At 72.7% G+C, this 14574-nt stretch carries 15 protein-coding genes; 6 read left to right on the forward strand and 9 right to left on the reverse strand.

What is annotated here, in order from left to right; genetic code table 11:
• Positions 1 to 26 precede the first annotated feature (26 nt).
• The gene (locus AB0N78_RS10790; RefSeq protein ID WP_363389620.1) at positions 27 to 380 is read right to left on the reverse strand and encodes an STAS domain-containing protein; all 354 of its coding nucleotides are present in this window, start codon (positions 378 to 380) and stop codon (positions 27 to 29) included.
• A 146-nt stretch (positions 381 to 526) separates the two neighbouring features.
• Between AB0N78_RS10790 and AB0N78_RS10795 the strand changes: the two genes are divergently transcribed.
• A complete protein-coding gene (locus AB0N78_RS10795) occupies positions 527 to 3097 on the forward strand; it encodes a DEAD/DEAH box helicase (RefSeq protein ID WP_363389623.1) in 2571 nt (856 codons plus the stop codon).
• A gap of 17 nt (positions 3098 to 3114) precedes the next feature.
• Here the strand turns inward: AB0N78_RS10795 and AB0N78_RS10800 are convergent, their stop codons facing one another.
• The 7 genes from AB0N78_RS10800 to AB0N78_RS10830 all read right to left on the reverse strand — a co-directional run bounded on the left by AB0N78_RS10800 (position 3115) and on the right by AB0N78_RS10830 (position 7379).
• Entirely contained in the window at positions 3115 to 3504 is a 390-nt protein-coding gene (locus AB0N78_RS10800) for an Rv3654c family TadE-like protein (RefSeq protein WP_363389626.1), read from the reverse strand.
• Positions 3501 to 3854 (reverse strand): TadE family type IV pilus minor pilin, encoded by a 354-nt coding sequence (locus tag AB0N78_RS10805; RefSeq protein WP_363389629.1) that lies wholly within the window; start codon positions 3852 to 3854, stop codon positions 3501 to 3503. Before AB0N78_RS10805 ends, AB0N78_RS10800 begins: the two co-directional genes overlap by 4 nt.
• Positions 3851 to 4111: a DUF4244 domain-containing protein gene (locus tag AB0N78_RS10810; protein ID WP_363389632.1), complete on the reverse strand. Its 261-nt coding sequence runs from the start codon at positions 4109 to 4111 to the stop codon at positions 3851 to 3853. The genes AB0N78_RS10805 and AB0N78_RS10810 overlap by 4 nt, the downstream gene beginning before the upstream one ends.
• A 135-nt stretch (positions 4112 to 4246) precedes the next feature.
• Positions 4247 to 4780 (reverse strand): type II secretion system F family protein, encoded by a 534-nt coding sequence (locus tag AB0N78_RS10815; protein ID WP_363389635.1) that lies wholly within the window; start codon positions 4778 to 4780, stop codon positions 4247 to 4249.
• Positions 4773 to 5480 carry a hypothetical protein gene (locus AB0N78_RS10820; RefSeq protein WP_363389638.1) on the reverse strand — a complete coding sequence of 236 codons (708 nt, stop codon included), beginning with the start codon at positions 5478 to 5480 and terminating at the stop codon, positions 4773 to 4775. The genes AB0N78_RS10815 and AB0N78_RS10820 overlap by 8 nt, the downstream gene beginning before the upstream one ends.
• Positions 5481 to 5526: 46 nt before the next feature.
• The gene (locus AB0N78_RS10825) at positions 5527 to 6687 is read right to left on the reverse strand and encodes a TadA family conjugal transfer-associated ATPase (protein ID WP_363389641.1); all 1161 of its coding nucleotides are present in this window, start codon (positions 6685 to 6687) and stop codon (positions 5527 to 5529) included.
• The gene (locus AB0N78_RS10830; RefSeq protein WP_363389644.1) at positions 6684 to 7379 is read right to left on the reverse strand and encodes a cellulose synthase operon protein YhjQ/BcsQ; all 696 of its coding nucleotides are present in this window, start codon (positions 7377 to 7379) and stop codon (positions 6684 to 6686) included. The genes AB0N78_RS10825 and AB0N78_RS10830 overlap by 4 nt, the downstream gene beginning before the upstream one ends.
• A 164-nt stretch (positions 7380 to 7543) precedes the next feature.
• Here AB0N78_RS10830 and AB0N78_RS10835 point away from each other — a divergent pair, with 164 nt between their 5' ends.
• Entirely contained in the window at positions 7544 to 8314 is a 771-nt protein-coding gene (locus tag AB0N78_RS10835) for an HAD-IB family hydrolase (protein ID WP_363389647.1), read from the forward strand.
• 240 nt (positions 8315 to 8554) lie between these two features.
• Here the strand turns inward: AB0N78_RS10835 and AB0N78_RS10840 are convergent, their stop codons facing one another.
• Entirely contained in the window at positions 8555 to 9634 is a 1080-nt protein-coding gene (locus tag AB0N78_RS10840; protein ID WP_363389649.1) for a Fic family protein, read from the reverse strand.
• Positions 9635 to 9688: 54 nt separating this feature from the next.
• On the opposite strand from AB0N78_RS10840, the gene AB0N78_RS10845 reads away from it, so the two are divergent.
• From AB0N78_RS10845 to AB0N78_RS10860, 4 genes are all read left to right on the forward strand, one after another.
• Complete coding sequence (locus tag AB0N78_RS10845) at positions 9689 to 11122, forward strand: NAD-dependent malic enzyme (protein WP_363389652.1); 1434 nt, start codon at positions 9689 to 9691, stop codon at positions 11120 to 11122.
• 28 nt (positions 11123 to 11150) lie between these two features.
• Entirely contained in the window at positions 11151 to 12269 is a 1119-nt protein-coding gene (gene rlmC / locus AB0N78_RS10850; protein WP_363389907.1) for a 23S rRNA (uracil(747)-C(5))-methyltransferase RlmC, read from the forward strand.
• 42 nt (positions 12270 to 12311) lie between these two features.
• Positions 12312 to 13160, forward strand: coding sequence for a formate/nitrite transporter family protein (locus AB0N78_RS10855; RefSeq protein ID WP_363389655.1), 849 nt, complete (start codon positions 12312 to 12314; stop codon positions 13158 to 13160).
• 226 nt (positions 13161 to 13386) lie between these two features.
• Complete coding sequence (locus tag AB0N78_RS10860) at positions 13387 to 14502, forward strand: hypothetical protein (protein WP_363389658.1); 1116 nt, start codon at positions 13387 to 13389, stop codon at positions 14500 to 14502.
• Positions 14503 to 14574: the final 72 nt, after the last annotated feature.

Below are 14574 nucleotides of genomic sequence, written 5' to 3' on the forward strand. Positions count from 1 at the left end.
ATGGCGATTTTTCGCTGTGGTGCGGTTCAGTCCCCGGTGAGGCTGGCCGCCGCCAACGCCTCGTCGCGGGTCTCCCGGATCGTGAACACCTGATCCAGGGAGGTGATCCGGAAGACCTTGAGCAGGCGTTCGGCATCGATCACCAGTTGCAGCTGGCCGCCCAGGCCACGCACCCGCTTGAGCACGCCGACCAGCAGGCCGAGCCCGGTGGAGTCCATGAACCGCACCTGAATCAGGTCGACCACCAGGTCGGTGCGCCCCACGTCGACCAGGGCGTTCAGGCGCTCGCGCAGAGCCGGTGCGGTGTAGACGTCCACCTCTCCGGTGACGTCGACGACGGTGCGGCCGTTCACCGTCGTGCTGGACACGGTGACATCCATGAGTACCCACCCCCTCCCTGCTGGGAGCATTCAAACAGACGACAGGGCACTCAGTCTGCGGTACTCAAGCACCTCATCGTGAGTGTCGGAACGCTCACGACCGGGCCACTACCCCCCGACTGGCCCCCACGGGTGAGGATGGTGCCGTGAGTTCCCTCCTGGACCGGCTGCTCGCCGACGGACGCCGCGACGGTCGACTGACCCACCTGCGGGAGCTGCCCCGACGGGAGGGCCGCACCGCCCCGTGGCCGCAGTGGGCGGACCCCGCGCTGGTGTCCGGGTACCAGACGCTCGGCGTTGCCGAACCCTGGCAGCACCAGGCCGATGCCGCACAGGCCGCCTGGTCCGGCACCCACACGGTGCTGTCCACCTCCACCGGCTCCGGTAAGTCACTGGCGTTCTGGCTGCCGTCGATCACCGCGGTCCGCGCCCACCGGCAGCTGTCCGCCGCCGACCGCGGACGCATCGAGACCGTCAGCCGCCGCGGCTCCGTGCTGTACCTCTGCCCGACCAAGGCGCTGGCGGCGGACCAACTGTCGGCGGTCGACCGGGTGCTGGGCGCTGGGGGGATCACCGACGTGCGGGTGGCCACCTGCGACGGCGACACCGCCCGGGAGGAACGCCGCTGGATCGCGGACCACGCCGATGTGGTGCTGACCAACCCGGACTTCCTGCACTTCGCGCTGCTGCCACAACACCGGCGCTGGTCCCGGCTGCTCGGGTCGCTGCGCTACGTGGTGTTGGACGAGTGCCACGCGTTCCGGGGCGTGTTCGGGGCGCATGTCGCCGCCGTGCTACGTCGGCTGCGTCGACTGGCCGGGCTGTACGGGGCGGAGCCGGTGTTCTTGCTGGCCTCCGCCACCACCGCCGACCCGGCTGCGAGCGCCGGACGACTGATCAGCGTCGACCCGGAGCAGGTGCACTCGGTGCACGAGGACGCTTCCCCCGCCGGTCGCAAGACGATCGCGCTGTGGCAGCCGCCGGAGCTGCCCGGGGCGACCGGACCGTGGTCCGACCTGCTGCCGGAGGAGGACCCGTGGGCACTGCCGCTGGCACCGACTCCGCCGCAGGTGGATCGGGGTGGGGAGGACAGTGCCGGCGATGCGGATGGCGATGTGCACGGACGGGTGGATGCGGCGACCGGGGCGGTCCCGGCTGACCCCGGTCCTGCCGACCCTGACCGCTCCGCCCACGGCCCGGTCGGCACCGGTGAGGACGTCGTCGCGGAGGACACCGACCGTCCCCGCCGCTCCGCCACCGCCGAGACCGCCGACCTACTCGCCGACCTCACCGCCGCCGGTGCACGGTCCCTCGCCTTCACCCGCTCCCGCCGCGCCGCCGAGTCCGTGGCCACCGTCACCCGCGAACACCTGCGCCCCATCGACCCCCAGCTGGCCGCAGCGGTGGCGGCCTACCGGGGCGGCTACCTGCCGGAGGAGCGCCGCGAACTGGAGGACGCGATCCGCACCGGACGGCTGCGCGCCCTGGCCACCACCAACGCGCTGGAACTGGGCGTGGACATCTCCGGGCTCGACGCGGTGGTGATCGCCGGATGGCCGGGCACCCGGGTGTCGCTCTGGCAGCAGGCCGGTCGGGCCGGACGCGCCGGGGCGGACGGCCTGGTCATCCTGGTGGCGCGGGAGGACCCGCTGGACACCTACGTGGTGCACCACCCGGAAGCTGTGCTGGACGCCCCTGTGGAAGCGACCGTCTTCGACCCGGGCAATCCGTACGTGCTCGCCCCGCACCTGTGCGCCGCCGCAGCGGAGACCCCGATCCGGGCCGAGGAGCTCGACCTGTTCGGCCCGCACACGCGGGAGCTGTTGGACGTGTTGGTGGCCCAGGGGGCGCTGCGTCGTCGACCCTCCGGCTGGTACTGGACGCACCCGGAGCAAGCGACCCGTCTCACCGATCTGCGCGGCACCGGCGGGGACCCGGTCCGGGTGGTGGAATCCGCCACCGGTCGGCTGCTCGGCACGGTGGACGCCGCCTCCGCCGACTCGACTGTGCACGAGGGCGCGGTCTACGTGCACCAGGGCGCAAGCTACGTGGTCTCGGAGCTGCACCTGGCCGATGGCATCGCCTTGGCCGAGCGCCGCGATGTGGACTACGGCACCTGGTCGCGCTGGCTGACCACCGTGGAGATCCAGGAGACCACCCAGGAGCAGCGCTGGGGACCAGTCACCTGGGGCTTCGGCGTCGTGGATGTCACCACTCAGGTGATGAGCTACCAGCGCAAACGCATCCCCGACCTTCAGGTGCTCGGTTCCCAGACGTTGGAGCTGCCCGCCCGCACCCTGCGCACCACCGGCGTGTGGTGGACCGCCCCGGCCGAGGTGTTGGCCGCCGCCGGTGTGACCCAGGAACTCGCTCCCGGTGCCCTGCACGCCGCCGAACACGCCTCCATCGGCCTGCTGCCGCTGCTGGCCACCTGCGACCGGTGGGACCTGGGTGGGGTGTCCACCGCGATGCACGCCGACACCGAGCAGGCCACGGTCTTCGTGCACGACGCCTACCCGGGTGGGGCGGGATTCGCCGAGCGCGGATTCGACCTCGGGGCGACCTGGCTGCGAGCCACCCGGGATGCGGTGGCGACCTGCCCGTGTCGCACCGGCTGCCCGGCCTGTGTGCAGTCCCCCAAGTGTGGGAACGGCAACAACCCGTTGGAGAAGGCGGCGGCGGTACGGCTGTTGGACGCGGTGCTCTCCCACACCTGAAGCCCGCTCGCTCACCGCTACGGCCCACCGGTCCGGGCGCTGGCCGGACCGGCCCTGGCCTGCGCCGTGGCAGTGCCCATCACGGTGCGCACCGACGCACTGACCCGCACCTGCCCCGCGCCCACCAGCTCGCAGCTGCCGGGGTCGGCCCGGTTGCGCCGCACCACCTCGGCAGCGCGGGCGCAGGGGTCATCAGCCGACCGCGCCGCCGTGGCCCCAGCGAGCGCCCCCAGGTCCGCCGCAGCCTGTGCCGTGCCCCGGGCCACCTGCGCCTGGGCGAGCAGCCCCAACCATCCGATCAGCACCCCGATCACCGCGACTACCAGCAAGGCCACCACGGAACCCGAGCCGCGATCCGAGCCCCCGGAACGCCGCCGAGGGTGGATCTCCGGGTCGGGCACCCTCACGGCTCCACCCATGCCGTCGCCTCCCCTCGCACCGTGATCCCACCAATCACCGGCAACCGCGGACCCAGCTCCCGGTGCACCTCGACCTGCACCCACTCCCCGCCCCGGGCCACCGCCACCACCACGTCACCGCCGACACGTTCGGCCGTCTCCACCACGACCGTGTCCGACTCCCCGAGTGCTGCGCTGCGCGCCCCCGCACGTGCCGCGTCCGCACATCGCATCTGCGCCGACGTGCAGGTGGCGATCACCAACACGGCGGCGATCAACAGCGTGACCACCGGCAGCAGCACGGCGAACTCGGCGGTCACCGCGCCACGGTCGCCGGTGGGCACCGCACGCTCGCTCACACCGTCAGGGCGTCGCGGACCAGACCGGTGAGCATCTCGCGCACCTCCGAGGAGCTCAGGATCACAATCAACAGCCCGGCGAACCCGACCGCGGCGAGCAGCACCACCGCGTACTCCGCGGTCGCCATCCCGGCATCCGCCACCCCACGACGGAGCCGTCGACGCCAGCGTCCCCTCCGCTGCACCCCGGCGGGCTCCCGCACCGGGACGACCTCGGCCAGCTCCTCCTGCGCCACCGCCACCAGCTCGTTCGACATCTGTTCCTCTCCCCGCTCCGGCACCCTGCCGGTCGACATCGACCCTCGCCGGTGCGGGCCGTCCCGCACAGTGCCGCCGTCGACGGTTGGGGACCGACAGAGGGTGTCCGTCCCTGTGGACAGTCGAACCGCGGGTCACCCGAGCCGCCCCACCAGTGACATCACCACGGGCACCACCCCCACCAGGACGAAGGCGGGCAGGAAGCACACACCCAGCGGCACCACCAGCCGCACGCCCAGCCGGGAGGAGGCCTCCCGCGCGCGCCGCCGACGCTGCTGCCGTTCCTCCACCGCCGCAGCCCGGAGCGCGGGCACCGCCGAGGCCCCGGTGGTCCACGCGGAGCCGAGTGCGCCCATCACCGGACGGACGGCTGGGGGCGGGTCCTGGCCCCATGCCGCGGACCACTCCGCGCCCAGCAGCAGCCCCGCCGACACCCGTCGCAGTCGGTCGCCCGCCACGGCGTCCACCGCATCACCGACCACCGCCAGCGCGCGGGGCAGATCCGCACCGGACTCGATCGCCACGGCAATCAGGTCGAGTACCGCCGCCGGATCGACCACGGTCACGGTCTGGTCGACGGGTGCAGCATCGACACGAACCGAACGTCGTGGCCCACCGGTCCACAGCAGCACCGCGACCAGGACCAGCGCCGCCGCGAGTTCACCCATCACCCGACCCCGGCTCCCCGGCCGCCCGCGCATCCGCCACCAACCCCCGTACCCAGCGGCGACCGGCCAGCGCACAACCCGCGCCACCGAGCAGACACAGCGACCCGACCCCGCCATCCAGCAGCACTGTCACCGGGGAGGCACCGACCAGGATGCCCAGCAGCACACCCCACAGCGGCAGCCAGCTCAGCAGACGCACCGTCTGACGGGGTCCGGCCAGCGCCGCGGCGGCCTCAGTGGCAGCCTCCTGCTCCGCTTCCAGGGTGGCGATGGCCCGGTCGAGCACCGGCGCGAGCGGGGCACCGAGCTCGGTGGCGACCCGGCAGGCGGCGATCACCTGCGGCAGCTGCGCCATCGCGGCGGGCAGGTCGGGGGCGGCGGCGCTCACCGCCTCCAAGGTGGGTTCGGGACGGCCCACCGTGGACAACCACACCTCCTGCGGGGACCGCCCAGCCCGCAACCCCGCCGCCACCGTGGACAGCAAGCGCACCAGCGCACCGGTGACACGGCGTGTCCGTCGACTCCCCGATCGGTGGCCAGGGGCTGGTCCTACCCGGGCCGGTGGCGACGCGAGCAACACCGCGGCAGCGGCCAGCGCGGCAGCGGCGATCAGCACCGTCGCCGCCCCACCGGGCAACGCCACCGCACACCGGCGTGCCTGCGCACCTGGGCGCGCGGCCCCACCCGTCGGTATCTCCACGGCCTGGGGCAGCCTCGCAGTCCCCGCCACCACCGCAGCTGAGCGGTCATCCGCCCCACCCGATCCGCTCGGCAAGTCGCGCCCAGCCCGGCCCCACCGTGGCCTCCGCTCCAAAGGGTGAGAGCACCGCCGTCTGCACCCCCAGCACCGGGCTGCCGGGCTCGTGCGTCACCACGGCGATCTCGGTCACGCGCCGTCGCCCGTGTTCGCGCCGCAGGTGGATCACCGCGTGCAGGGCACTGGCCGCCTGCGTCGCCAGCGCGTGCGGACTCATCCCGGCCAGGGCCCCCAGTGCGGCCAGTCGCGCCGGTACATCCTCGGCGGTGTTGGCGTGCACCGTGGTGCAGCCGCCGTCGTGCCCCGTGTTGAGCGCGCCCAGCACCTCGCGAACCTCAGGCCCGCGGCACTCACCGAGCACCACGCGGTCCGGTCGCATCCGCAGCGATTCCCGGACCAGGTCCTCCAGCGTGATCGCGCCCGCGCCTTCCACATTGGCCCGGCGGACCAGCAACCGCACCACATGGGGGTGCTGGGGATGCAGCTCGCCGGACTCCTCGATGCAGACGATCCGTTCGGCGGGGTCTGCGAGGGACAGCAGGGTGGACAGCAGTGTTGTCTTGCCGGTCCCGGTGGCACCGGAGATCAGGAGATTCGCCCGGGCATGGATCAGTGCCTCCACCACCTGGTCCACGCCGGGTGCGAGCGTCTGCCCGGCGACCAGATCGGCCAGGGTGAACGGGCGATGCCGCACCACGCGCAGTGACAGCAGCGTGCACCCGTCCGCCACCGGTGGCAGCACGGCGTGCAGGCGGGTGCCATCCGGCAATCGCGCGTCCACGGTGGGGCGGGCATCGTCGAGCCGCTGCCCACCGGTCGCCGCCAATCGCACCGCGAGCATCCGCACCGCCGCCGCATCCCCCAGGTCCACCTCGGTCGGCTGCAACACACCGGCACGTTCCACCCACACCTGGCGCGGCCCGTTCACCACCACATCGGTGACCTCGGGATCGTCCAGCAACGGTTGCAATGGGCCGGCACCGAGCAGCTCGGCACGCAGCACCTCCGCCACCTGATCGGCTGCTGCACTGCCGACCACCGCTCCGGTATCGCGCAGCGCCGCTGCCACCCGGTCGGGGGTGACCGGCCCCGACTCCTGGGCCAGGCGTTCGCGCACAGCCGCTACCAGGGAGCCGTCGTTCCCGCTCATCCGGCACCCGCGCAGACCCGGACCGCCCGACGCAGCCACCGCGCCGTGCGTGCACCGGGCACCGGCCCGACCCCGGCGTCCACCGACCGTGCCAGTCGTCGCCCCCCAGGCAGGTCACCCCACCAGCCGCGGTCGAGCGCCACGGCGATCTCCGCCCCACCGAGGCCACCCGGTGCGGGACCGCGGGTCACCACCCCCACCTCTGCGGTGTCCGGTAACTGACGCAGCACCGCCCGCGCCCCCGCCACGGCGGGAATGTCGCGCGGGACCATCAGCACCACCCGTTCGCAGAGTTCGACCGCGGGCCGTGGCTTCCCGCTCAGCAGCCCCGGACGGTCCAGGTCGACCACCACCCAGTGATGTCGGCGTCGCAGGGCGGTGAGCACGTCGCCCTCCACCTCGGCGTCGACCGGCTCGGGCTGCCGGTCGTCCGGGGTGAGCAGACCGCATCGCCCCCACCGCCGCAGCCGCGCACCGAGCTGACCGGGATCGACCTCACCGCGCGCTTCGCGCAGGTCGGGCCAGCGCAGACCCGCCACCTTCTCCGTCCCCAACACCGCGTCCATCGACGGCCCGGTGCCGACCTGGACCAGCACCGTCTCACCCTCCCGGGCCAGCGCATGGGCGAGCAGCGCCGCCACTGTGGACGCCCCGGCCCCGCCGCGAGCGCCCAGCACACCGATCACGCCCATACGTCCCTCCCCAGCTGCACGCGGCCACCCTCGGCGGCTGCTGAGTCCTGGTCACCCGTGGCCCCGCGGACCTGGGGACCACCGCCCGCCGAGCCGCGCTGTGGACAGGTCGTCGCCCCGCGATCACGCGGATACGCTCGACCGGGACCGACAGGAGCTCCCGCATGGCCACCGCCGCCGCGTTCTTCGACCTGGACAAGACCGTCATCGCCACGTCCAGCGCCACTGCCTTCGCCCGCCCGTTCCTGTCCGGCGGACTGCTGACCCGGCGTGCGGTGCTCCGCTCGGCCTACGCCCAGGCGACCTTCCTGTTGGGCACCGCCGACGAGGGCCGGACCGAACGCCTGCGGCTCGCACTGTCTCGCACGGTCACCGGCTGGGAGGTGGCCCGGGTCGAGGAGCTGGTCCAGGCGCATGTCGACCGCGCGATCCGTCCCGTGCTGCATGCCGAGGCCGTCGAGCGGATCGCCGCCCATCACGCCGCGGGCGAGGACGTGGTGATCGTCTCCGCCTCCGCCGCGGAGCTGGTGCGTCCCATCGCCCGCCTGCTCGGGGTGGACCGGGTGATCGCCACCGAGATGAGCGTCCGGGACGGTCGGTACACCGGGGAGATCGACTTCTACGCCTACGGCCCGGCCAAGGCGGTGGCGATGCGGGCGCTGGCGCAGCAGGAGGGGTACGACCTGGCGGCGAGTTCGGCGTACACCGACTCGACCACCGATGCGCCGATGCTGGCCGCCGTGGGGCACGGCTACATGGTGAACCCCGACCGGCGATTGCGGCGGTGGGCGCGGGAGCAGGGCTGGGAGTCGCTGCGATTCCACACCGCGCGGCACCGGGCGGATGTGCGGCGGCAGCGGACCGGTGCCGTTGTTCTGGTCGGCGTCGCGCTCGCGGCGATCGGGGTCGGCGCAGCCCGCCGTGCCCGTCGTTGATCACTCTCCGAGATGTCGTCCCAGCACGTGGTCAACGCCGGACGACGACCTGCGACTTCACCGCGACCCCTTCCGCAACGCCACCGCGCGTGCTGTGATCGGCCTCACAACTGAAGGTGCCGGAGGCACCCACGCGCGATCCGTCCACGCATAGGACGCGTCGACCGGGCTGGTCCCGTCGCGACGACTGCACTGCACGCCTGTTCACCTCCGGGACCCGACGTTCAGCGACGGCGCCTCTCACCGGGCGTCGTCGTCTGTGTCCGCACTCGGCACATCCCCGCCGGGCACCGGAAGGCCGACTCCGTCTGGCCGCTCCGCGCGGTCGTCCACCGACGCATCCCCGCGTGACGTTTCCGGGAGGCCGTCCCCCACCGACACCTCCCCGCCAGGCGATGCAAAGCCGTCCCCCACCGGCGACTCCCCCAACCGCCCCACCAGCACCGCATCGGCCACCTCGCGCCCGACCGCCGCCCCCGCCACCACGGAGCGGGCGCAGAACGCGACCCATCCGCCCACTCCGGCCGGGCTCCCGGTGGCGAACCCCGCAGCCGCAGACAGGTACATATTCGGCGACTGTGCCCACCCGCCCTCAGCCACCACCGCACCGGTCGGGTCGAGCCCGCGCACCGCCAGCACCAGCCGAGCCGCCGCCCGGGCCACCACCCCGTTCCCGGCGACGAACGGGCGCAGCGCCAGCACCTCCCCGTGCAGCACCGCAGCCGTGACCATCGCCGGAGCCCGGGTCTCGGCCAGCGTCCGCGTCAACAGTGCGATCCGCTGAGCCAGCAGCGCGCCGGTCGGTGCCGGGCCGAGTCCCGACAGGTCACGGGGCTGGTCGGTGCCCCGCAACCGACCCAGGTCAGCAGCGGGCAGCAGATCACGCATCGTCGCGGTGTGCAGTCGGGCCAGCAGCTCACCCAGCGGTGGCACCGGCGGACCACTCGACGCGCCGAGGTCAGGTCGCCACCGCCCGGCCAGCACGGTCGCCCGCAACGCCCCGGCCACCAGCCCCAGGTCCGGGCCGTCCACCGGGGAACCCACCGCCAGTCGTCGCACGGCGGTCAGCGGCACCCGCGCCCCGTCGACCGCGGCGGACCCCCGCGCTGCACGCAGATCAGCCTCGGCCCGCACCTCCCGCCACCGGCGGCGGAAGCCCTCGTGCCAGCGCAGCTCCTCGCAGGCGGTCCGGGCGGCGTCGACGGCGGCGGACACCCCCGCCAACTCCAGCAACCCCGCCAAGGGGTCCGGGCCGACCGGGCGGGCGGCGCGCGGTCGGCCGAGTCCACCGGGCATCCCGAGAGCAGCAGGTTGCGTCACCCGGCCACCCTAGGTCCGGATGCGCGCAGCGTGACACGGGCCACAATGGCGGTCATGTCGACGCCGACCGTGTCCTCCTCCATCACCGCCCGCCTGCACATCGAGGCCCGACCCACGGCGGTGAGCGAACTCACCGGTGCCATCGAGCGCACCGGCGGCATCGTCACCGCTCTGGACGTGACCGCCTCCGGGCAGCAGCGCCTCACTGTCGATGTCACCTGCGCCACCAGCGGTCAGGAGCATGCCGCGCAGATCGTCGAGGCGGTCCGCGCCCTGCCCGGGGTGGACATCGAGCGGGTCTCCGACCGGACGTTCCTCATGCACCTGGGCGGCAAGCTGTCCATCGAACCCAAGGTGCCACTGCGTAATCGTGACGACCTGTCCATGGCGTACACCCCCGGTGTCGCACGGGTCTGCGAGGCCATCGCGGCTCGTCCCGACGACGCCCGACGGCTCACCATCAAGCGCAACACCATCGCCGTGGTCACCGACGGCAGCGCCGTGCTCGGGCTCGGGGACATCGGTCCGCTGGCGTCGCTGCCGGTGATGGAGGGCAAGGCCGCACTGTTCAAGCGCTTCGCCGGGATCGACGCCTTCCCGCTGGCGCTCGACACCCAGGATGTGGACGAGATCGTCGAGACGGTGGTGCGGGTGGCCCCGGTGTTCGCCGGGATCAACCTGGAGGACATCTCTGCGCCGCGCTGTTTTGAGGTGGAGCGTCGGCTGCGCGAACGCCTGGACATCCCGGTGTTCCACGACGACCAGCACGGCACCGCCATCGTCGTCACCGCGGCCCTGACCAATGCGCTGCGAGTGGTCGGCAAGCGGATCGAGGAGGTGCGGATCGTGCTGTCCGGGGCCGGAGCGGCCGGCACGGCGGTGCTCAAGCTGCTGCTGGCCGATGGCGCACGGGATGTGGTCGTCGCCGACATCGACGGCATCGTGCACCCCGACCGCCCACTGGCCTCCCCGGAGCTGCACTGGATCGCCGAGCACACCAACCCGCGTCGCCTGACCGGCAGCCTGCGCGGCGCGGTGGCCAGGGCTGATGTGTTCATCGGGGTCAGCGCCCCGGACATCCTGTCGGGTGAGGATCTGGCGACGATGAACCCCGGCTCCATCGTGTTCGCGCTCGCCAATCCCCGCCCGGAGGTCGACCCGACGGTGGCCGCGCAGTACGCGACGGTGGTCGGGACCGGCCGCTCCGATGTGGCCAACCAGATCAACAACGTGCTGGCCTTCCCCGGGGTGTTCCGCGGGCTGCTGGACGCGCAGTCGCACACCATCACCGACGACATGCTGCTCGCCGCCGCCAAGGCGCTGGCCTCGGTGGTCACCGAGGAGGAGCTGAACCCGGCGTACATCATCCCGAGCGTCTTCCACCCGGATGTGGCTGGCACGGTCGCCTCAGCGGTCACCGAGGTCGCGTCGGCTGGAGCCGAACCGCGTGCGGACACCGGAGCCATCGCCGCACTGCCGGGGGTCTGAGGCTCCGTACGATGGCGCGGTGTCCCGCCTGATCTGCCCCCACTACGACGCCCAGCGGTGCCGTAGCTGCACGCTGATCGAGCTCGACGACGACCAGCAGCTCGCGGGCAAGCAGCGCCAGTGCGTGGAGCTGCTCGGCCCGGGGATCGACTGGTTGCCGCCGGTGCGCAGTGCGCCGAGCGGGTTCCGCAACAAGGCCAAACTCGCCGTCGCCGGGACCGTGGACCATCCGACCCTCGGCATCCTCGACCCGGGCGGCGCGGGGGTCGACCTCCGCACCTGCCCGCTGTACCCGGCATCGATGCAGGCGGCCTTCGACCCGCTGGCGCGCTTCATCACTCGGGCGCGGCTGGAGCCCTACAACCTGGCGACCCGTCGCGGTGAGCTGAAGAACCTGCTGGTGACGCAGTCCCCGGACGGCGAGCTGATGGTCCGGTTCGTGCTGCGCAGCACCGAGGCGCTATCCCGCATCCGCAAGCACCTGCCGAGCCTGCGGGACGAGCTGCCCGCGTTGGTGGTCGCCACCGTCAACGTGCTGCCCGAGCACAAGGCGGTGTTGGAAGGTGAGCGGGAGATCGTGCTCACCGACACCGATACCCTGCGGATGCGTCTGAACGGGTTGAACCTGCACCTGCGCCCGCAGAGCTTCTTCCAGACCAACACCGAGGTCGCCGCCGCGCTGTATCGCACCGGACGGGACTGGGTGGCGGAGGCGAATCCGCGCACGGTGTGGGATCTGTACTGCGGCGTGGGCGGCTTCGCCCTGCATGTCGCCGCCCCCGACCGCGAGGTGACCGGCATCGAGCTGAGCGCGGAGGCGATCGCCTCCGCCGAGCAGACCGCCGCCGACTCCGGGCTGCCCGGTCTGCGATTCGCCGCCGGGGACGCCACCGACTACGCCCTGTCTGCCCCGCACGCACCCGATCTGGTGATCGTGAACCCGCCCCGGCGCGGCATCGGCCCACGGCTGGCCGCCTGGCTGGAGGGCTCCGGGGTGCAGAACGTCCTGTACTCCTCTTGCAACGCGGTCTCGCTGGCCACGGACCTGGCGGCGATGGGGTCCCTACGCCCGGTGCGCGGTCAGCTGCTCGACATGTTCCCCCAGACCGGTCACTACGAGGTCGCGGTGCTGCTGCGCCGGATCTGAGGGGCTTTTCGTCCCATGTCTGGCGGCTCCGGGTCCGGAAGCATGGAACCCGTGCTGACCGTCTCCGAGGCCCTCGACTACCAGACCGGTGCTGCGCGGACCAAGACCGAGCTGGCCCGCCGCCCTTGGGTGTACCTGGTGAACACCATGCTGGCCGGTGCGTATATCGGCATCGGGGTCGTCATCATGACCACCGCGGGCGGCCCGCTCAAGGACGCCGGCTCCGGCTTCGCACCGCTGGTGCAGGGCATGGTCTTCGGCATCGCGTTGACCCTGGTGGTCGTCGCCGGTGGCGAACTGGCGACCAGCGCGATGATGGTCTTCGTCCAGGGGGCGCTCAAGCGGACGATCAGCTGGGCCCGCGCGGCAGTGACCCTGCTGGCCTGCCTGGCCGGGAACCTGCTCGGTGCCCTGGTGTTCGCCGGGATCTTGCACTTCTCCGGACTGTGGAATGCCGACACCCCCGCCGGTCGCGCCATCGCGAGCATGATCGAGCACAAGGCCGCGGAGTCCAACACCGAGCTGTTCTTCCGCGGCATCCTGTGCAACGTCATGGTCTGTCTGGCCATCTGGTGCGCTGGACGGCTACAGAACGAGGTCGCCAAGATCCTGCTGATCTTCCTGTGCGTGATGGTCTTCATCACCTCCGGCTTCGAGCACGTGGTGGCGAATATGACCACCTTCGGACTGGGCCTGTTCGACGGGTTGCCCGGTGCCACGGTGGCCGAGTTCGCCCGCAATGTGCTGTGGGTCGGACTCGGGAACCTGGTGGGCGGTGGCCTGCTGGTCGGCGCGGCCAATGTGGTCGCCGCTTCCCCCGCGCCCGCCACGCCGTTGCCCCGGCCGCATGAGCCGGTCGACGCCCCCGCACCCGCGACGACGGGCCGCTGAGCCCTCTCGCGGACACTCGGCCACACCTGGCTGTACCAGCCACCCCGTCCGCGACGGCCGCTCGGTACCGTTCCGAAGCGCCCGATCCGGACGAACCCGGGCGTGCCGCCGCGCATCGCACCCGTTGCCGACCTACCGTCGTGGCAGCACAGGACCTCGGGCACGCAGCCGACCCGGGGTCGCGATCGGCCCCGGGGATGCCCGGCGGCGACCCGAGGAGCCCGAGATGAGCAGCACCCCGACCCCGCCGCCCGGCCAGGACGATCGCCCCGCGGGCGATGAGCCCGTGACTGACAACCCCACCGAGGAGACCGGCACCGAGTCCGCCGAGCCCAGCGCCACGGAGCAGTCCGACACCACGCAGTCCGGCACCGCCGGACGCCGGACCACCTCCGCCCCCATCACACCCCCGTCGGTCGACACCCCGGGCCGTGGTGCCCACCTGCGCAGCCGTCAGTCCCCGGTCCCGCCGGAGCCCGACGAGGACGACGTGCCGCCCATCCCCCGCCTGGCCGGACCCGCCGACACCGCACCCACCACCACCCTGCCCGCGCTGGATGACCCATACCGATCCGGCACCGCGGACCCGTACCCGACCTCGGCGACGGACCCGCTGCACGACCCGCTCGCGACACCCACCCCGGACGCATTGCCGGACACCAGTGGTCCGATCCGACGCACCAGCTTCCGCACCGGTCAGGACGTCCCCGCGGCGACCGCCGCCCCCTTCGCCGCGACCCCGCCGCCCGCCCCGCCCTACGGCACCGATCTGCCCGGCACCGGCCCTGCGGACGACCAGGTCCCGCCCGGCGACACCACCGCGCCCACGCCGGAGCCCGCCCTGGCACCGACTCCGCCCCAGCCGGTGCAGGAGTTCCACGCCCCGGAGCGTTCCCGGGGCGGCGTGGGGCGGCTGCTACTTGGCATGCTGATCGGCCTGCTCGCGGGTGCGGTCGGGATCTGGCTGGTCGTCTTCGGCCAGTCGCGGATCCTCGGTGTCCAGGCACCGGGCTGGGACGCCTCCTACGACCCGCTGGGCGTGGTCCTGGTGACCGTCGGGGTGCTGATCCTCGCCGCGCTGATCGGGGTCGGCACCTGGTCCTCGGCTGCACCGTCGACTGCCGGGCTGTTGGCCACCGTGATCGGCGTGGTCTACCTCTACGTGCCCGCCACCACCCATGCGGACACGGTGTCCTGGATCGCCACCGACTACACCCGTGGATCGGTGGAGCGGACCGTGGTGGCAGCATCCTCGGGCACGGTATTCGTGATCGGAGCCCTGCTGCTGAGCGCAGGAATCGCCTTCGCCGCGCTGAATCGCCGTCGCACCCGACGCGGCTGAGCATCACGATTCGGACGTTTTCCCGCGCATAGGACGTAAGTCCTACTAAGGTGCAATCGGCGGTCGACAACG

The sequence above is a fragment of the Cellulomonas sp. NPDC089187 genome, from assembly GCF_040685135.1.
Lineage (GTDB): Bacteria > Actinomycetota > Actinomycetes > Actinomycetales > Cellulomonadaceae > Cellulomonas.